Annotated in this window: 16 protein-coding genes and 1 riboswitch; of the genes, 14 read left to right on the top strand and 2 right to left on the bottom strand. The window is 49.8% G+C overall.

Features of this window, described 5'->3' with window-relative positions:
* Positions 1-1297 precede the first annotated feature (1297 nt).
* The 6 genes from nadA to I6E38_RS09880 all read left to right on the top strand — a co-directional run bounded on the left by nadA (position 1298) and on the right by I6E38_RS09880 (position 7459).
* Complete coding sequence (nadA, locus tag I6E38_RS09855) at positions 1298-2287, top strand: quinolinate synthase NadA (RefSeq protein ID WP_235393829.1); 990 nt, start codon at positions 1298-1300, stop codon at positions 2285-2287.
* Between the two features lie 155 nt (positions 2288-2442).
* A complete protein-coding gene (locus I6E38_RS09860; protein ID WP_235393830.1) occupies positions 2443-3048 on the top strand; it encodes a BamJ family beta-barrel-assembly machinery protein in 606 nt (201 codons plus the stop codon).
* A 45-nt stretch (positions 3049-3093) separates the two neighbouring features.
* Positions 3094-3972 carry a BamJ family beta-barrel-assembly machinery protein gene (locus I6E38_RS09865; protein ID WP_235393831.1) on the top strand — a complete coding sequence of 293 codons (879 nt, stop codon included), beginning with the start codon at positions 3094-3096 and terminating at the stop codon, positions 3970-3972.
* Positions 3973-4047: 75 nt separating this feature from the next.
* The gene (locus I6E38_RS09870; RefSeq protein WP_235393832.1) at positions 4048-4971 is read left to right on the top strand and encodes a BamJ family beta-barrel-assembly machinery protein; all 924 of its coding nucleotides are present in this window, start codon (positions 4048-4050) and stop codon (positions 4969-4971) included.
* Positions 4972-5234: 263 nt separating this feature from the next.
* A complete protein-coding gene (locus I6E38_RS09875; protein WP_235393833.1) occupies positions 5235-6131 on the top strand; it encodes a helix-turn-helix transcriptional regulator in 897 nt (298 codons plus the stop codon).
* Positions 6132-6244: 113 nt separating this feature from the next.
* The gene (locus I6E38_RS09880) at positions 6245-7459 is read left to right on the top strand and encodes an ATP-binding protein (protein WP_235393834.1); all 1215 of its coding nucleotides are present in this window, start codon (positions 6245-6247) and stop codon (positions 7457-7459) included.
* Between the two features lie 25 nt (positions 7460-7484).
* On the opposite strand, the gene crcB is transcribed toward I6E38_RS09880, so the two are convergent.
* Positions 7485-7862, bottom strand: a complete 378-nt coding sequence (gene crcB, locus I6E38_RS09885) for a fluoride efflux transporter CrcB (RefSeq protein ID WP_235393835.1) — start codon at positions 7860-7862, stop codon at positions 7485-7487.
* 156 nt (positions 7863-8018) lie between these two features.
* Between crcB and pnp the strand changes: the two genes are divergently transcribed.
* The 4 genes from pnp (at position 8019) to I6E38_RS09905 (ending at position 13102) form a co-directional block, all read left to right on the top strand.
* Positions 8019-10274: a polyribonucleotide nucleotidyltransferase gene (gene pnp, locus I6E38_RS09890; protein ID WP_235393836.1), complete on the top strand. Its 2256-nt coding sequence runs from the start codon at positions 8019-8021 to the stop codon at positions 10272-10274.
* A 101-nt stretch (positions 10275-10375) separates the two neighbouring features.
* Positions 10376-11863, top strand: a complete 1488-nt coding sequence (cysS, locus tag I6E38_RS09895; RefSeq protein WP_235393837.1) for a cysteine--tRNA ligase — start codon at positions 10376-10378, stop codon at positions 11861-11863.
* Positions 11864-11967: 104 nt separating this feature from the next.
* Positions 11968-12396: an META domain-containing protein gene (locus tag I6E38_RS09900; RefSeq protein WP_235393838.1), complete on the top strand. Its 429-nt coding sequence runs from the start codon at positions 11968-11970 to the stop codon at positions 12394-12396.
* 7 nt (positions 12397-12403) lie between these two features.
* Complete coding sequence (locus I6E38_RS09905) at positions 12404-13102, top strand: SIR2 family NAD-dependent protein deacylase (RefSeq protein ID WP_235393839.1); 699 nt, start codon at positions 12404-12406, stop codon at positions 13100-13102.
* Between the two features lie 60 nt (positions 13103-13162).
* Here I6E38_RS09905 and I6E38_RS09910 read toward each other — a convergent pair whose 3' ends face one another.
* Entirely contained in the window at positions 13163-13672 is a 510-nt protein-coding gene (locus I6E38_RS09910) for an outer membrane beta-barrel protein (protein ID WP_235393840.1), read from the bottom strand.
* A gap of 118 nt (positions 13673-13790) precedes the next feature.
* Positions 13791-14029, top strand: a riboswitch (cobalamin riboswitch).
* Positions 14030-14208: 179 nt separating this feature from the next.
* Between I6E38_RS09910 and I6E38_RS09915 the strand changes: the two genes are divergently transcribed.
* From I6E38_RS09915 to I6E38_RS09930, 4 genes are all read left to right on the top strand, one after another.
* Positions 14209-15537 carry a DUF5074 domain-containing protein gene (locus I6E38_RS09915; RefSeq protein WP_235393841.1) on the top strand — a complete coding sequence of 443 codons (1329 nt, stop codon included), beginning with the start codon at positions 14209-14211 and terminating at the stop codon, positions 15535-15537.
* A 101-nt stretch (positions 15538-15638) separates the two neighbouring features.
* Positions 15639-17549 (top strand): TonB-dependent receptor, encoded by a 1911-nt coding sequence (locus I6E38_RS09920; RefSeq protein WP_235393842.1) that lies wholly within the window; start codon positions 15639-15641, stop codon positions 17547-17549.
* Positions 17550-17637: 88 nt separating this feature from the next.
* The gene (locus I6E38_RS09925; protein WP_235393843.1) at positions 17638-18798 is read left to right on the top strand and encodes a YncE family protein; all 1161 of its coding nucleotides are present in this window, start codon (positions 17638-17640) and stop codon (positions 18796-18798) included.
* Positions 18799-18828: 30 nt separating this feature from the next.
* Positions 18829-19977 carry a PKD domain-containing protein gene (locus tag I6E38_RS09930; protein WP_235393844.1) on the top strand — a complete coding sequence of 383 codons (1149 nt, stop codon included), beginning with the start codon at positions 18829-18831 and terminating at the stop codon, positions 19975-19977.
* Positions 19978-20057 lie beyond the last annotated feature (80 nt).

Here is a 20057-nt window from a genome sequence, read left to right on the forward strand (position 1 = left end):
GGCAAGGGGGTGGGGCCTAATTCTTCCATACAAATATTGTACAGGCAGTAAAAAAGTGTTACAAACAAAAATCTCAAAATAGAGTTGTGGATAGCTGTTTTCATATTGTTTTGAAGCAGCAACAATTGCTCCTCATTGCAAAAGGACTACATTTACCATCCAACTGTAGCCCTTTTACACTCTCACTGTAGTCCTTTTACAATGCAAAAGAGCTACATTTGAACATCAAAAAACGTCGTTTTGCAATGAAAAACCCTCCATTTGAACAGCTCGCCAAAGCCACCACTACCCTACCAACGCCATAACCCACTGATTATAAACCAACTAACTAAAACCACTCAAAACTCGAGAATTTCGCACTAAGAATTTTCTGGTGCGTTCAACTGGCAGTATTCAGCCGAAAAAATGCAAATATTGTATTGGAGCTTTGCTCCAGTTGTGAGGTTGAGGGGGTGGGATGATGATAGTTTGCAAGTTAATCATTGAAGTCAGGAAAACCCTTCGTAATATCCATTTATCCACAATTGCAATATAATTGTGGATAACTAATGTAATAGACTGATACACAACAAATAGTTTTCAACAATACCTGTGCATAACCCCGTGTATAAACTGGTTATCCACACATTACAGGCATAGTGTTTATCAACACCATGTTAAAAACTGTGGATAACCCTGTAATCAAGTGAAACACAAACAGGTACAATCAACAGTATTCGTGTATAACCATCCTGTGCACATTAAGTGAAGGAGGACTCCAGCCTCCACATAAGCTACACAGGCACCAACACTGTATAACCCCACCTAACACAGGTTATACACACAGGACAGCCCTGTACCTGTTGATAACCCCTAAAACCCTGTGTATAACGTGTGGATAAAATTGTGGATAAGTCGGGAGTTATCAACAGGCTAACAGGCGCAATATGTGGAGTGTGGATAAATACCAGAGTTATTAAGTCTATATTACAAAGTTTTCCACGCATATTTACCGAAAAAAGATATAAACTTATTAACTTTGCAAGTGTTAACCACATTCTGTGGACAATACACATACAACGCTCATTATCAGCAAGAAGTTATTAATAACACCTGTTGGTAATCCTGTATCAAACGTTGATAACGAAATAACCAAAGAAAAAGGCTAAAACTTACCAACAAGTTAACAACACATAATACTCATAATATTTTTTCTTTTCAAAAAAAATAAAAAGAGAAAATATATAAATGGTGTTGACAAATGGGGTGGGGGACAGGCTTACAGGAAATAGAAACAATAACATAAAACAATACGACAATGAACAAAGAGTGGATAGAAAAGGGATACATCGACGAACCCGTCGACGCGTCTGTTGACTTGAAGAAAGAGATACGCCGCCTGTGTCGCGAGAAAGACGCTGTGCTGCTGGCTCATTACTACACTGTAGGCGATATACAGGAAGTGGCCGACTTTGTGGGCGACTCGCTGGCTCTTGCACGCAAGGCTGCGCAGACCGACGCCAAGATGATTGTGATGTGTGGCGTTCACTTCATGGCTGAGACATGCAAGTTGCTCTCGCCCGACAAGAAGGTGCTGTGCCCTGACCTCACTGCCGGATGCTCGCTTGCCGACTCATGTCGTGCCGAGGATTTGAAGAAGTATAAGGAGGAGCATCCGGGCTATAAGGTGGTGAGCTATGTCAACACCACTGCGGCTGTCAAGGCTCTCACGGATGTTGTGGTGACATCGGGCAATGCCGAGAAGGTGATGGCATCGTTCCCGAAGGACGAGAAGATTATCTTCGGTCCCGACTACAACCTGGGCAACTACATCAACAGTGTGTCGGGCCGCTCTATGTTGTTGTGGAACGGCGGTTGCCATGTACACGAGAAGTTCTCGGTAGAGGCCATCGTGAAATTGAAGGCAGAGCATCCCGATGCCGTGGTGATGGCACACCTGGAGTGCAAGGCTCCTGTTCTGGCTGTTGCTGACATTAAGGGCTCTACAGCCACCATGCTCAACTATGCCATTGCTCATCCCGAAATCAAGGAATACATTATCGCCACCGAGGCAGGCATATTGCACGAGCTGGAGCGCAACTGTCCCGACGTGCGCTTCTATCCAGTGCCGCCAGAAGTGTCGGAGGGTGGAGTAGGGTGCTCATGCAACGAGTGTGAGTATATGAAGAAGAACACTCTCAAGAAGATATACAACACTCTGCGCCACGAATGGCCCGAAGTGACAGTCGACCCCGACATCGCACGCGACGCCGTGAAGCCGATCGAGCGCATGCTTGAGTTGTCGTAAGTGAGTAGACGAGTTGACAACTCGTCCCTTGTCAACTCGTCAACTTTTCTATTAATAAAATGCAATTTTTCGACAATCTATACATTATATCATAGAAAAGTCGTACTTTTGCACACAATAAATGTATTAAAAAATAAAACACGTAAAGACAATTTATGGACAAACTTAGTTACGCTCTTGGCCTTGGCATTGGCCGACAGCTTTCGCAGATGGGTGCCGAAAGCCTCAACATCGACGACTTCGCTCAGGCTATCAAGGACATCATAGCAGGTCAGCAGCCGCAGATTGACGACCAGGAAGCGCAGACAATCGTTACAGAATTTTTCCAGCAGCAGGAGGCAAAGCAGCGCGCTGCCGCCGCTGAGAAGTATAAGGAGAACAAGGAGAAGGGTGAGGCATGGCTCGCCGAAAAGGCTATGGAAGAGGGCGTAGTGGCTCTGCCTTCAGGATTGATGTATCAGGTGCTCAACGAGGGCAGCGGCAAGAAGCCGACAGCCGACGACACAGTAGAGTGCCACTACGAGGGCCGACTCATCGACGGTACAGTATTCGACAGCAGCTACAAGCGTGGCGAGTCGGCTACATTCCCCCTCAACGGCGTTATCGCTGGTTGGACAGAGGGCGTACAGCTCATGTCTGAGGGTGCCAAGTATCGCTTCTTCATCCCTTACCAGCTTGCATACGGCGAGCGTGGCGCAGGTGCGGCTATCCCGCCGTTCGCAGCTCTCGTATTCGACGTAGAGCTCATAAAGGTGATGTAATGCGTCAGCACGGAATACAGAAAGAACAAAAAAACAAATAAAACAATGAAGAAATTTTCAATCGTAGCCGTATTGGCTATCGCTGCTTCAAGCTTCGTAGCTTCTTGCGGCAACTCGGGTTCAGGCACCCCAAATCTTAAGAACGACGTAGACACACTGTCGTATGCCATCGGTATGGCACAGACACAGGGACTGAAGCAGTATCTCGTACAGATGGATGTTGACACAACATACATGGACGCTTTCATCAAGGGTCTTAGAGAAGGTGCCAACGCTGGCGACGACAAGAAGAAGGCTGCCTACTACATGGGTATCCAGATTGGTCAGCAGATCAGCAACCGTATGGTTAAGGGCATCAACCACGAGCTCTACGGTGAGGACTCTACCAAGACTATCTCACTGAAGAACTTCATGGCTGGCTTCATTCAGGGCGTTAAGGGCAAGAAGGGCCTTATGACCGTTGAGCAGGCAGGACAGGTAGCTCAGATGAAGATGATGGCCATCAAGTCAAAGAACATGGAGGAGCAGTATGGCCCGCTCAAGAAGAAGGGCGAGGAGTGGATGGCAGCCAATGCCAAGAAGGCTGGCGTGAAGACTCTGCCTTCAGGTGTTCAGTACAAGGTAATCAAGGAAGGCAACGGTGCTATGCCTAAGGATACATCACTCGTAACCGTAAACTACGAGGGTCGCCTCATCGACGGCACTGTATTCGACAGCAGCTACAAGCGTGGTCAGGCTGTAGACCTCCGTGCCAACCAGGTAATCAAGGGTTGGACAGAGGCTCTCGTACACATGCCTGCAGGCTCTGTATGGGAAGTTTACATTCCGCAGGAGTTGGCTTACGGCGAGCGTGAGCAGGGTCAGATCAAGCCTTACTCTCCACTGGTGTTCAAGATTGAGCTCATCAAGGTGGGAGGCAAGTAATTCCAGCACACACAGAAATAATAAAACCAAACAAGGGCGACCCACAAGGCCGCCCTATTTTAAATATATAAATCAATGAAGAAGTTACTTATCATCGCACTTGCCGTATTTGCTACTACAGCGTTTGCCGCCACTCCGGGCGTCAAGAAGGACAAGAAAAAGAAGAAGGCTATACCGGCAGCTGTAATCCAGCCTGCCTATCCGCGCCTGCTGAGTGCCAGCGACTCGCTGAGCTATGCAGCCGGTATGTTCACCACACGCGGACTCATGGACTACGTGAAGCAGCAGTATGGCGTCGACTCTACCAACGTGCAGACATTCATCGAAACTTTGCGTGAGGCTGTAGGCGCACAGCACGACAAGCAGTTTGAGGCACGTTGCGCTGCCATGCAGATTGCCCAGATGCTCACCACACGCATCTATCCCAACGTAAGCAGCGACGTGAAGGGCACCGAGTTCACTCTCGACAGCCTCAAGTTCAACAGCGGTTTCCTCTCGGCTGTAGCCGGCGACACCACCCTGATGAAGCAGGACTTTGCCGACCGCTACTTCCAGAACACCATGCAGTCTGCCAAGCAGCGTGCCGAGCAGCAGTATAAGCTCGACAACGAGGCATGGATCAAGCAGAACGCCACTAAGGAGGGTGTGAAGACTACCGAATCGGGATTGCAGTACAAGGTCATTACTGCCGGTAAGGGCACTGTGGCCTCTAAGGACGACGAGGTGACAGTGAAGTACGAGGGTCGCACCATCGACGGCAACGTGTTCGACAGCAGCTACAAGCGCACCCCCGACACCACAACCTTCCGACCCAATCAGGTCATCAAGGGTTGGACCGAGGCCCTGTGCATGATGCCCGAAGGCAGCAAGTGGGAACTCTACATCCCGCAGGAACTGGGCTATGGCGCACGCAGCGCAGGCGAAATAAAGCCTTACTCAACACTCATCTTCACTGTTGAAGTGGTGAAGGTGGAGAAGAAAGTGGAGAAGAAGAAGTAAAAAAAAGCCCCACCCCCGGCCCCTCCCCCGTAGGGAGGGGAGCGGTATGTAACCGCTGCTTAAGTCATAATATTACATGCTTAAGTTAAAATAACAGATATTTAAGGCGTTATGCCAATACATTTAGTTTCCATCCCTTCTGTGGATGGGATTTTGGGGTATAGCTTTCTATTCTTTTAGAATTAATTGGTAAGCAGCCTTTACATATTACTCCCCTCCATACTGGGGAGGGGCCGGGGGTAGGGCTTTAAATAGTAATAATTATGCGAATGCAAAAATACGGTCGCGAACTCGACCTCCTCCTCCTTCTATCTGACAACGGCAGCTACACCGCCCAGCAGATAGCCGACCGTCTGGGCATCACCCGACGCCATCTGTACAACTATTTCGAGTATCTTCGCGACTGTGGTTTTCTGCTTGTAAAGTCAGGTACACGCTATCATATCGACCGCTCGTCACCATTCTTCCGTCGTCTGCACGAGAGCATGTCGCTCACCGATGACGAGGCTGAGTATGTATGCCGCCGTATGGCTGACAGCGAACCGTCTGACTATATAGCACAGCGAGTGCGTCAGAAGCTTGCACGAACGTTCAACATAGCCGATGTTGCCAATCCTGAGCAGCAACAGCGTGTCGACCTGTGCTTGTCGCGCCTGAAGGAAGCCATAGCCGGACGGCGCATGGTGACGCTGCATAACTATTCGTCGCCACACAGCCACAGCGTGTCCGACCGTATTGTAGAACCCTACATGATAATGAACGACGGTAGCGACGTGCGCTGCCATGAGGTGCGCTCGCATCAGAACAAGACGTTCAAGCTGTCGCGCATAGAGTGGGTGGAGATAATCGACGTGCCGTGGGCGTTTGAGTCGAAGCACAAGGAGGTCTACACCGACATGTTCATGTTCTCGGGCGAGCAGCGCTATCCTATAGTGCTGTGCATGGGTCAGCTGTCGCACAATCTGATGCTTGAGGAATATCCCCAATCAGCCGAATTCATGACACCAGATGCCGACGGCAGCTGGACATTCCAAGCCGACGTAGCCTCGTTTCTCGGCATAGGCCGCTTCGTGCTCGGACTCTACGACGACATCCAAATCCTCGGCTGTCAGCAATTCCTCGACTACGTGGCCGAAAAAATCAAGCGGATGAAAGAGTAGGGGGTAATACATAGATGATGGTTTGTTAAATATACGCAACAGATTAGTTATTTTTATCAAAAGTGTTGAGTATACAAAACACTTTTGCTATTTTTGCAAAAAGTGTTGAGTATATGAAACAGATTTTGATAGAACGTCAGGGCTATTCCGAGAGAATAGAGCGTATGTTTGGTAAAGGTATGGTTGTAGCCCTTACCGGTCAAAGGCGTGTGGGCAAGAGTTGTGTAATGCGGCGAATATATGAGAAATACTCACAAGACAGCCATAACAATGTCATTTATATAGATATGGAGAAGACAGCTTTTGCTGGTATCACCAACTATAAGGACCTTGAAGCGTATGTTGCAGAGCGACTCGATTCGTCCAAAAACAACTACCTTTTTATTGATGAAGTCCAGGAAATTAAGGATTTTGAGAAAGCCATTCTTAGTTTGCAGTCAGATGAGTCGTGTCAGATTATGGTGACAGGAAGTAATGCCAAGATGTTGTCGAGCGAACTTTCCACTCGTCTACGCGGACGATATATGGGATATCACATACATGGACTCGATTATGACGAGTTTATCGAATTCCATAACCTGCAAGACAGTGATGAATCTCTTAGCCTGTTTTTGCAGTATGGTGGTCTGCCACAGCTTCGCCAACTCGGACTTGAAAACACCGACTTAGTAGACGATTATTTGGAGAATGTTATCAATACTATAGTGCTTCGCGACATCATTGAGCGCGAAAACATACGCAACGTGCCTCTTCTGCGTACATTGGTAAGGTTTATTGCCGACAACATCGGTAAGCAGTTCTCTGCTCGTAGTATTGTCGGGTTTTTGAAATCACAAAATACGGAAACGTCCACCAATATGGTGCTCAACTATCTTGAGTATCTTTGCAACGCCTATATTATCTACCGTATAGGACGTTATAATATTCACGGCAAGAAAATCCTCGAACTTGGCGACAGCTTTTATTTTGAGGACTTAGGATTGCGCAACCATTTAGTAGGTGGAAACCGTCGCTTTGATATTGAGAAGGTTATGGAGAATGCCGTCTACCGTCATTTGCTGCGACTTGGTTATACTGTCTATATAGGTATTCTCCATAAGGCTGAGATTGACTTTGTGGCAGAGAAACAAGGCAGCACAGTATACATCCAGGTGAGCTATATGCTTGCTTCAGAAGAAACTGTGGAGCGTGAGTTTGGCAATCTGCGAATGATAAAAGACAGTCATCCTAAATATGTGGTGTCAATGGACCGAATGTATGGCGACACTAATGTAGATGGTATACGACATCTCCATCTTAGAGACTTTCTTATGCGAACGTCACTATAATAAAACAATCAAGAACAAAAGCAAATCACACTCGCTCCGCAATCCAATACCCTACAGCCACGGCAATGAATCCCAGCATGATGCTGCCGCCGGTATATAGTAATGTGGTGAAGGCGTGGCCGCCGCGCATCAGCGAGAGGTTCTCGTTGCAGAAGGTGGAGAATGTGGTGAAGCCACCGCAGAGGCCGGTGGTGAGAAGGAGTTTGGCAGAGTCGCCACCCAGATTGCCGCGCGACGACAATCCGTAGAAAATGCCGATGAGCAGACAGCCGATAACATTGACCGCCAGAGTGGGGTAGGGGAATATTCCCGCCATGTTGTCCTGAACGAATTTGGAAGCCAGGAAGCGCAGGGCCGAACCCATGCCGCCGCCCAATGCCACGATAATAAGCGAGCGTATCATAATAGAAGAAGTATAAATCTAAATTTTTGCGGTTGCAAAGGTACGTAGAAAATTATACAAAAAAACAAAAATATTTTGGCATTGTTCGTTTATCCCATTGAAAATAACTAACTTTGCTACCATATTATATTTTTTTGATGTTATTTTAATTTTTAGATGAACGTAATTACAAAGACAGTATCATTGCCTGATGGCAGAACCATCAGCATTGAGACCGGGAAAGTGGCAAAGCAGACCGACGGAAGTGTTGTACTGCGTATGGGCAACACCGTACTTCTCGCCACTGTTTGTGCCGCAAAAGATGCAGTTCCCGGAACAGATTTCATGCCTTTGCAGGTAGACTACAAAGAGCAGTATTCAGCAGCAGGCCGTTTCCCGGGTGGCTTCACAAAGCGTGAGGGCAAGTCGGGCGACAACGAGATTCTTACATCTCGTCTTGTAGACCGTGTGCTGCGTCCGCTCTTCCCGTCTAACTACCACGCCGAGGTATATGTGCAGATCATGCTTCTCAGCGCCGACGGTGTTGACCAGCCTGATGCCCTCGCAGGATTCGCAGCTTCAGCCGCTATGGCTTGTTCAGATATTCCCTTCGAATGCCCAATCTCTGAGGTGCGCGTAGCTCGCATCAACGGTGAATATGTCATCAACCCAACTTTCGAGCAGATGAAGGATGCCGACATGGACATCATGGTAGGCGCTTCTGCCGAGAACATCATGATGGTGGAGGGTGAGATGAAGGAAGTTTCGGAGCAGGACATGATTGGTGCTTTGAAAGCCGCTATGGCTGCCATCAAGCCCATGTGCGAACTCCAGACTGAGCTTTCTAAGGAGCTTGGCACCGACGTTAAGCGCGAGTATTGCCACGAGGTTAACGACGAGGAGCTGCGCGAGCAGATCCGCAAGGAGACCTACGACAAGTGCTATGCTATCGCTGAGGCTGGCGACCACGACAAGAAGTCGCGCGAGGAGGCTTTCGACAAGATTCTTGCTGACTTCCAGGAGGCTTACGATGCCGCTCACACAGAGCTGACACCCGAGGAGCTCGACGAGAAGCACGCTGAAATGGTGCGCTACTATGCCGACGTTATGCGCGACTCAATGCGCCGTTGCATCCTCGATGAGGGCAAGCGTCTCGACGGTCGTAAGACTACTGACATCCGTCCTATCTGGTGCGAGGTCTCTCCGCTGCCTATGCCTCACGGAAGCGCAATCTTCACACGTGGCGAGACACAGAGCCTCTCTACATGTACACTCGGTACAAAGATGGACGAGAAACTCGTTGACGACGTATTGGAGAAGGGCTACCAGCGCTTCCTCCTTCACTATAACTTCCCGCCGTTCTGTACTGGCGAGGCTAAGGCTCAGCGCGGTGTAGGCCGTCGTGAGATTGGTCACGGCCACTTGGCATGGCGCGGACTGAAGGGCCAGATTCCTGAAGACTTCCCTTACACAGTTCGTCTGGTAAGCCAGATTCTCGAGTCAAACGGTTCTTCTTCAATGGCTACTGTATGTGCCGGCACACTCGCCCTCATGGACGCTGGTGTTCCTATGAAGGCTCCTGTATCAGGTATCGCTATGGGTCTTATCAAGAACCCGGGCGAGGAGAAGTACGCAGTGCTTAGCGATATCCTTGGCGACGAGGACCACCTTGGCGACATGGACTTCAAGACCACCGGTACACCCAAGGGCTTGACCGCAACACAGATGGATATCAAGTGCGACGGTTTGAGCTTCGAGATTCTTGAGAAGGCTCTTATGCAGGCTAAGGCTGGCCGTGAGCACATCCTCAAATGCATGATGGAGACTATCTCTGAGCCACGTGCCGAGATGAAGCCACAGGTTCCACGCATCATCCAGATCGAGATTCCTAAGGAGTTCATCGGTGCCGTTATCGGCCCTGGTGGCAAGATTATCCAGCAGATGCAGGAGGATACCGGCGCTACAATCACAATCGACGAGGTTGACGGTGTAGGCAAGGTACAGATTTCTGCTCCTAACAAGGACGCTATCGACGCTGCTCTCGGCAAGATCAAGAGCATCGTAGCTATTCCTGAGGTCGGCGAGGTTTACGAGGGTACAGTACGTTCTATCATGCCTTACGGCTGCTTCGTAGAGATCATGCCGGGCAAGGACGGACTCCTCCACATCTCAGAGATTGACTGGAAGCGTCTGGAGACAGTCGAGGAAGCTGGCATCAAGGAAGGCGACAAGATCAAGGTGAAGCTCATGGAGATTGACCCGAAGACTGGCAAGTACAAGCTCTCTCACCGCATCTTGCTCCCGAAACCCGAGGGTTACGTAGAGCGTGAGCGTCGTCCGCGTCGTGAGGGTGGTGAGCGTCGTGACGGTCGTCGCGAACACCGCGAGCCGAAGGATTTCAACGACTCACTCGACCACAACAACGATATCTAATCATATCGCATTAGAAATATAAAAACCCTGCATTGCCGTCCACATCGGGCTGTGGTGCAGGGCTTTTCGTTAGTAACCTATATAAGAAAACATAAACGATTATGGAACAAGTACTCTGGATTTACAATACGCTGTCGCGTAGAAAGGAAGTGTTCAAGCCGCTGCACGCCCCCAATGTCGGCATGTATGTGTGCGGACCTACCGTCTATGGCGACCCGCATCTGGGACACGCTCGTCCCGCCATCACCTTCGACATACTCTTCCGCTACCTCAAGCACTTAGGCTATAAGGTGCGCTATGTGCGCAACATCACCGATGTGGGCCACTTGGAGCACGACGCTGACGAGGGCGACGACAAGATTGAGAAGAAGGCACGCTTGGAGCAGCTCGAGCCGATGGAGATAGCACAGTACTACACCAACCGCTATCACGCTGCCATGGAGGCGCTCAACGTGTTGCCGCCGAGCATCGAGCCGCACGCTACGGGCCACATCATCGAGCAGGAACAGCTCGTACAGCAGATTCTCGACAACGGTTTTGCCTACGAGAGCAACGGTTCTATCTACTTCGACGTAAAGAAGTATAACGAGAAATACCACTACGGCATTCTCTCTGGCCGCAATCTCGACGATGTGAAGGACGCATCGCGCGCACTCGACGGAGTGGGTGAGAAGCGCAATCAGGCCGACTTCGCCCTCTGGAAGAAGGCTTCGCCCGAGCATATCATGCGCTGGCCGAGTCCATGGAGCGACGGATTCCCCGGCTGGCATTGCGAGTGTACAGCCATGGGACGCAAGTATCTCGGCTCACACTTCGACATTCACGGAGGCGGAATGGACCTCGTATTCCCTCACCACGAATGCGAGATAGCCCAGGCTGTGGCTTCGCAGGGCGACCAGATGGTACACTACTGGATGCACAACAACATGATTACCATCAACGGTCAGAAGATGGGCAAGTCGCTCGGCAACTTCATCACCCTTGAAGAGTTCTTCACTGGCAACAACAAGAACCTGGAGCAGCCCTATTCGCCTATGACCATACGCTTCTTCATACTCTCTGCTCACTACCGCGGAACCGTAGATTTCTCTAACGAGGCTCTGCAGGCATCGCAGAAGGGACTTGAGAAGCTCATGAACGGCATCGCTGACCTCGACCGCATAGCTGCATCAGCCGAGAGCGACGAGGCCACTCACAAGCTCGTAAGCCAACTTCGCGAGAAGTGCTACGACGCTATGAACGACGACTTCGCCACTCCGCTCGTCATAGCCCATCTGTTCGAGGCTTGCTCGGTAGTGAACAAGCTCGTCGACCACAAGGCTACTATCTCTGAGGCTGACCTCAAGGAGCTTGCCGACACAATGCGTCTGTTCGCATTTGACCTGCTCGGACTGCGTCCCGACAATGCCGGCTCATCGTCACATCGTGAAGAGGCTTTTGGCAAGGTTGTAGACATGGTGCTCGACCTGCGCTCTAAGGCCAAGGCATCGAAGGACTGGGCGACCAGCGACCGCATCCGCGACGAGCTGGCTGAGCTTGGCTTTGAGGTGAAGGACACCAAGGACGGTGCCACATGGAAACTCAAGTAGAGTTTTGTCCGCTAACTTCTGTTAACTTCGGGCGAAGCCCAAACTTCCTTTAACTTCTATTTTGACTCACCATCTGTGAATTTCTCAATTTAGAATTATTATTTATGAAGCTGAAATATAATATTCTGGCAATCGTTGCCGCCATTGCCTTTAGCAGCTGTTCGTCGTCGAAGAAAGTAGGTGAGGCAGTCGATCTGAATGGCGAATGGAACATCGTTGAAGTCGGCGGCACCGCCATTGACACTACAAAGACAGAGTTCAACCCCACATTGGGATTCGAAACAGCCAAGAACAGCGTGTTCGGATGCGCCGGATGCAACTCCATCAACGGCATAGCACGCGTCAATGCTGCCAAGCAGACCATATCGTTCAAGGAGATAGGCACGACGCTTATGCTCTGCGCTCATATGGAGTATGAGCAGCAGATACTCAAGGCTCTCGAAAGCGTCAAGGCATATAAGTCGGCAGGCGAAGGTCGTGTACAACTGACCAACGGCAGCGGCAAGGCCGTGCTGACGTTGCAAAAACAATAATAAAATTATGAAGCACATCGTATTTCTTACCGGCGCCGGCATGTCGGTTGAGTCGGGTTTCAAGACATTTCGTGGCAACGACGGACTGTGGGAGAACTATCCCGTAGAACAAGTAGCCTCGCACGAGGGTTGGCTCAAGGACCCTACACTCGTCACCAACTTCTATAATATGCTTCGCCACAAGCTCTATGCGGCACAGCCCAACGAAGGACACCGCCTCATACACGATTTGGAGAAGAAGTATAAGGTGACCGTCATCACGCAGAACGTAGACAATCTGCATGAGAAGGCAGGCTCTACCAACGTCATCCACCTGCACGGTGAACTTACAAAGGTGTGCTCATCGCGCAATCCAGACGACCCTCGCTATCAGCGTGAACTGACTGAGGACAACTGCGAGGTTAGTCCTGGCACTCTCGCTGGCGACGGCTCACTGGAGCGACCGTTCATCGTCTTCTTCGGCGAATCGGTGCCTATGATAAGCGTTGCTGCTGAGGCTGCCGAGCAAGCCGACATATTCGTCATCATAGGCACGTCGCTCAACGTCTATCCGGCAGCCGGACTCATCCACTACGTGCGTCCATCGGTGCCAGTATATCTCATCGATCCCGAACCGTTGATGGGTGTAGGGCGACAGAACTTCACCCACCTGCAGTGTGGTGCAAGCGAAGGAATGCGCAAGTTGTGCGAAATTTTAAAGAAATAAAAAATGCGGGTATGGCGACTGTGCCATACCCGCATTTTTTATAGGTGTTAAAATAATGTTTTAGAACTTGTAGTTAATGCCGAATGTTACGTTTGTAGCATCAACGTCCATACCCCACTTCTGTGTGTCAGTGAAGTCGTTCTTCTGATAGCCGAAGAAACCAACCTTTGTCACGAACGATACGTGGTTAGAGAGGTTGAGCTTCAAGCCCGGCTTCAGTCCAAACTCAAAAATGTCAGCGTCGGCACCGTTGCCGCCGATATGACCATAGCCCATTGTGCCCTCAAGGAAGAGGTCGACGAGCTTAGTATTTACGAATGTGTAGCGAGCATAAGGAGCGATAACGAAAGCGTTGTTACCATCCTCAACACCAGCGTAGCCGATAGAGAGACCTGCATCCCAAGTCTTGTTGAACTGGTAACCAATCTCAGGCATAAGCTTGTAGTACATCTTAGAGTCGCCGTCGCCATGCTTCTGACCACCAAGGGCTGCACTACCACCAATGTAAACTTGTGCACTTGCACATACAGCCACAAACATAGCGGCCATTGTCATCATGATTTTTTTCATACCAAAAATATTTATGTTAAAAAAAATATTATCCTGCAATGCTGCAAAAGTATGATTTTTAATTGATATTCTTGTGCAATTCTATTCTCAATTAATATTGTATTTCATAATTTTTATATAATTTTGCAACTGCAACGGTTCGCTTCGCGTTATTATGAACGTGAGACGATTAAAAGGGAATGGGGTGAGAGTCCCCGACTGTCCCGCAGCTGTGAGCCGCCCTTATATCGGGCGCGAACAACGATGCCACTGAGGCTTTTTTCAATGTTGAATGTTAAGTGTTGAATGTTGAATTCTCGGGAAGGCGTTCGCGTCTGGGCGGCAAGTCAGAAGACCTGCCGAAAATATAATTGCCGAAAGAATGTCATCGACATACGCCTCGTGGATTGGGCGAGTATGACAATATATTAAATCAATAGATAACTGATTGTTGGTTTACAATAACTGGTTAGAACGTTTGTATCATTCTGATATGAACGCTGACAGTTGTGCCTATAGGGATAAACATTAATACATAATAATACAAAGTAAAGCTTATGAAACATTTTTACTTATCACGTATCTTTTCGGCTGCACTTCTTGCCGGCTTGTTTATGACTCAGAGTGCTTCGGCACAACAGAAGGAGTACACCGACGGTGTATTCATGCTCAATGAGGGTCAATTTGGTAAGGAGCGTGCTACAATCAATTTCCTTGACTGCAACGGCACTTGGGAGTATCGCCTGCCTATCACAATGAATGGCGAGACAATTCAGCTCGGCACAACAGGTTGCTACGCTACTATCTGCGGTGAGGATATGTACATTGTCAGCAAGAAGATGAATGTCAGCAAGCCTGATGTCAGCGATCCTACATTTGTGGTTTGCGATGCCAAGACTATGAAAGGAAAAGCTGTAATCAACAGTATAAAGACAGCTTATGGAGCTGCCGATGGACGTGCATTTCTACCGATGCCTAATCTCAAGAAAGGCTATCTCAGCACTACCAATGGTGTATATGTAATCAGTCTTGAAAACTATACAGTACTCTCACAAATCGATGGTACTGGTGGATACACCAACAACCAGACAGGAAATATGATATATCGCGACGGCAAAGTATATGCTGTAGATCAGGAATGTGGATTGTTTATAATCGATGCCGCAAACGACAAGTTGCTCAAGACTATCAACAATGAGGCTGAAGGTAGCACCTATTGCTCTATTGTTGAGGCAAAGGACGGTTCTATATGGCTTACAGCTGGTATGAAAGCAGGTGGCAGTGCCGACCACATCGTAAAGTTTGACCCGGTAAACGAGACTACTGAGAACATCACTTTGCCGTCGGATGTAAAGCAGCCTACCAACAACTGGGGCGCATGGAATCCTGACTGTTTCACAGCATCTACAACTGAGAATGCTCTGTTCTGGAATGGTGCAACTGGTAAATATTCTAACGGACAGCACATCTACAAATTTGATGTAGACAATCGCACTACAACTCTCTTGCTCGACTTTACTACTGCAGAGGCTCCTCTACCTTATGTTTATGGCGCAGCCTGCCGTGTTAATCCAGACAACGGCAATCTCTACCTTAGCATTACAAAGGGTTCGGCATGGGGCGATGAGTCGGAGCTTCGCGTATATGACACTACAGACGGCACAATGAAGGCTGCCTATCCTATGGAGAAGCATTATTGGTTTCCAGAGATGCCCGTGTTCTCGCTCAAGAGTTCTACAAACGGCATCACCGGCACCCAGACCTCTGCTGACATTCGTGAGATTGCACGCTTCACTATCGACGGCAAGCGCATCAACCAGCCTCAGCGAGGCATCAACATCGTGAAGTACTCTGACGGAACGGTGAAGAAGGTGATTGTGAAATAATAGTTTTTATCCAATCCAAGATAATTAGGTTAGACATGAGGCGGTCAGAGCGCGAGAGCGTACTGCCGCCTTTTTGCTTTTTTTTGAGTAACTTTGCACCGATGTACAAATTCAATATACTACTTATAATGCTGTTGCTGGGCATGCAGTCGATGGCTCAGACCTCGCGACTCGACTCCATCCACACCCTGCGGGATGTGGCTGTGGTAGGCGTGCGCCCTCATTATCTCACACCGTCGCAGACATTGCAGGGGGCAATGCTGCAAAATCTGTCCACAACCAGCGTTGCCGATGCCTTGAAGTATTTCTCGGGCGTGCAGATAAAGGACTATGGCGGACTGGGCGGACTGAAGACTGTCAACGTGCGTTCATTAGGTTCGCAACACGTGGGAGTGTATCTCGACGGCATACGCATCAACAATGCGCAGAACGGACAGATTGACCTCGGACGCTACTCGTTGAGCAATATGGAGTCGGTATCGCTCTACAACGCCAACCGCAACGAACGCCTGCAGTCGGCATCGGAGTATGCCTCGGCTGCAACGGTATATATGCAGACCCGACGTCCTACTCAGACTACATACTCGCTGGAGTATGGATGCGGCTCGTTCGGACTGAACAAGGTGAAGGGTTATTTCTCGTTGAAGAACCTGATGTTTGTCGATGCCGAATATCAGCACACCAAAGGCAACTACGGTTTCCGCTTCCGCTCGGAGCAGGAGGACACGGTGGGCCGTCGCAACAACTCCGACATAACATTCTATCGTGTCGAAGCTGCCGGCTTCTATCGCGGATTGTCAACACACATATATTATTACAACTCTGAGCGTGGACTCCCCGGACCCGTCATCCGACGACTTTCCGACCAGTGGGATTCTACCGACCGCCAGTGGGACCAGAACTTTTTCGTGCAGTCGTCGTACAAACACGCTTGGGAACACTTCGCACTGAAGACCAACATCAAGTACGCCTTTGACTATCTGTACTATCTGCAAGACCCCAATACCAACGCCTCTACTATGTTCTGCGACAACCATTATACCCAGCAGGACATCTACGGCTCCATAGCCGGAGCGTGGAACACACGCTACTTGTCGCTTACTGCAAGCACCGACCTGCGCTGGACCGACCTCAATGCCGACGTGTATAAGTTTGATTACGTATATCGCATCGACTCAAAGTCGCTGCTGTCGGCAATAGCTTCTTATCGAGGCTTCGAGGCAAACGTAGCTCTTCTCTACACACACATATCCGACCACACCCGTTCGGCTGCCTCGCCATTGAGCCGTCTGGCTCCTATGTATCTGGCATCATGGCACGGCGGACCATGGACAGTGCGTGCTTTCCACAAGCGCATATTCCGTGCGCCTACGCTCAACGACCTCTACTATACGCTGGTGGGCAATGTGCAGCTTCGACCGGAGTACACCTCGCAATGGGATATGGGCGTAGACTATAAGGACAAATATCTGCACCTCGCCCTCGACATGTACTACAACCGCATCGAAGACAAGATTGTGGCTATTCCGATGAAGTGCCAGTTCCGCTGGTCGATGGTCAATTTCGGACTCGTTAAGTCGTTGGGACTGAGCGCCACAGCCGGTTACGACCGCCAGTGGGGCAAATTCTCGCTCTCAACCAACGCCAACTACACCTGTCAGCGCGACCGTGACTACTCGTCGCCAGCCGATCCGGAGTACAAGAACACCATACCTTACTCGCCGTTGCACTCCGCTTCGCTCATACTCGACCTCGGATACGACGGCTACTCGCTCTGTACGTCGTGGTTATACACTGGCGACCGCTTCGCATTGATATCCAACAATCGTGAGGATATGCTCGGCGACTGGTACACCGTCGACCTGAAACTCAACAAGCAGTTCAGCTTCGGCAAGCACAATGTACAAGCCACCATCGAGTGCAACAACCTGACCGACTCGCGCCACGAAGTAGTGAAGCGCTACCCTATGCCCGGTCGCAACTGGAAATTCACTCTGCAGTGGAAGATATAGAAGAAGATTGGCAGCGAAAAAATTTTGAAAACACATCTTTTTTGACTATAGGCAGATGACCACCAACGTACAGCTACAGAATATTATTATGATTATATTGAATACACTACGCCACAAAAGCACGTCGCGCCCGACCTCTACGGATTGTGGCATAGCAGGCTTTCTGTGTACATTAATGACACTCCTGCTCCTTGCTTCGTGCTCATTACAGCCTGCCGACTATCCCACACCCGATGAGCCTACCACCGATTCCGACCGTCTTATTGTTCTGTGCGAGGGATTGTGGGGCATGGACAACTCGTCGTTGTCGCTCATCGACCATGGAGTGCTTACCAACCGATGGTTTCAGCAGCAGAATCCGGGGCGACATCTGGGCGACACCGGCAACGACATACTGCACATTAACGACACGCTGATAGCCATCAGCGTCAACTGGTCGAACATAATACAGTATATCAGACCTGACGGCACGGCGATAGCCGCTACCGAAAACATTCCCAACAATCGCCGATTGGCTACCGACGGCAATGGCTTTCTCTACGTAACATCGTATGCCGACAAGGGCTATGTGGCTAAAATCGACCTGCGCACAAAGCAGATAGTAGACACCTGTCATGTGGGCTACGAGCCTGAGGGCATCGCCTACTACGACGGCAGGCTCTACATAGCCAATACGGGAGGCTACAGCACGCAGACCAAAGACCACGGCTATGAACAGACAGTAAGTGTGGTTGACGCGCCTACCATGCGCGAACTACGTCGCATCGACACCGGATGCAAGAATCTATACGGCACAATGTCGCAGTCGGGACAGTACATCTGCATCAATTCGGCAGGCGATATGTACACCATTCCGCCCCGTTGCATTGTGCTCAATATGGCTAACGACGAGTTTCGCGTGTACGACTTCCCTGCTACATATAACTGCGCCTACCATAACCGGTTCTACATGATAGGCTCCAGCTACTCATACATCACCGGCACATACACCTATTCGGCGCACACCATAAGCCTGCCCTCGCTCGAAGCCACAGAAGGACTGGCTGACTACAATGCTGCCAATGAGACGATAATGAACATGCAGTCGCCCTACGCCATATACATATCGCCACTGTCGGGACATCTGTATGCCACCGACGCACGTTCGTATGCCACCAACGGATATGTCTATGAGTTCGATCGCCAGGGCGTGCAACTCAAACGATATTTGCTGCGCGGAGTCAATCCAAGCAGAATAATAGCAATGTAAAGCAATATGTTAGCAATGTAAAAACAGAATATGAAACGATTGACAATAATTCTTGCCGCACTCATTATGGTTGTAGTGACGGCATCGGCGCAAGCCAAACAGACAGTTAAGGTGCTCGAATATTGCCCCGCACCGGGTCAGTTTACCAATAATCTCCCCGAAATCAACAACACAATGTCGGCAGAAGAGCGACTGAAGGCATGCGAAGAGCAGTTGGAGGATGGCAACCTCGTGTGTCTCGGCGCAGCCGGAGGCTACATCACCGTGGCTCTCGACCAACCCATAAAGAACGGCAAAGGCTCTGACATACGCATTCTTGGCAATGCTTTCTATTCTGCAAACGACCCCAAGTATGGCGATGCCACAATAGGAGGTTCGGTTGAACCGGGCATCGTGTACGTTGGAGTAGGCTCGTCACCCGAGACGGCTGAGTGGTACGAACTGGCTGGTTCGGAATACTACACCACCGAGATGCACCGTTTCGAGATAACCTATTACAAGCCGACTGTAGAAGCTGGCGAAAGCACAACGCCATATATCACCATCGACAACTACATCCGTTGGACAGCATCGTGGACCAATCCCGACGGCAGCAAGCAGACGGCAGAGGGCTGGCAACCAAAGAATGTATATCACAAACAGTCGTACTGGCCCGCATGGGAAGAAAACGACCAGATAACATTCCGTGGAGCGCGACTGCCCGACAATGCTGTCAACTACGGTGGCGACGGTTCCGACCCCGACAATCCGCAATATTGGGTGAGCTATCGTTATGCAGCCGACTCATATGGCTACGCCGACGCAGCACCAAACTCAGACAACGTGTACACCACCTTCGACCTCGACTGGGCGGTAGACAGCGACGGCAACCCCAAGCACCTCGACCATGCCGACTTCATACGCATACAGTCCGGCGTGCTGCAGCAATGTGGATGGACTGGCGAGACATCAACCGAGGTGGGACGCATCACCAATCTGCACCTCATTGAGGGCTATGACGACAACCCCATCATCATCACTCCGCGCCAGCGACCCACCGGCATTGCAGGCACAAGCGCCAACACTGCGCGCGAAACCATGCGCATGAGCATCGACGGCCGACGACTGCTGAAGCCCGAACGCGGCATCAACATCGTAAGATACTCCGACGGAAGCGTGCGAAAGGTTGTTGTAAAGTGATTGTGTGCTAAAATCATACTCTTACACAAGAGTCATATCAAAGAAAAAGCGTAACTTTGCAAACAAAACGCCCGCACATT

It is taken from the genome of Leyella stercorea, from assembly GCF_021531355.1.
Lineage (GTDB): Bacteria > Bacteroidota > Bacteroidia > Bacteroidales > Bacteroidaceae > Prevotella.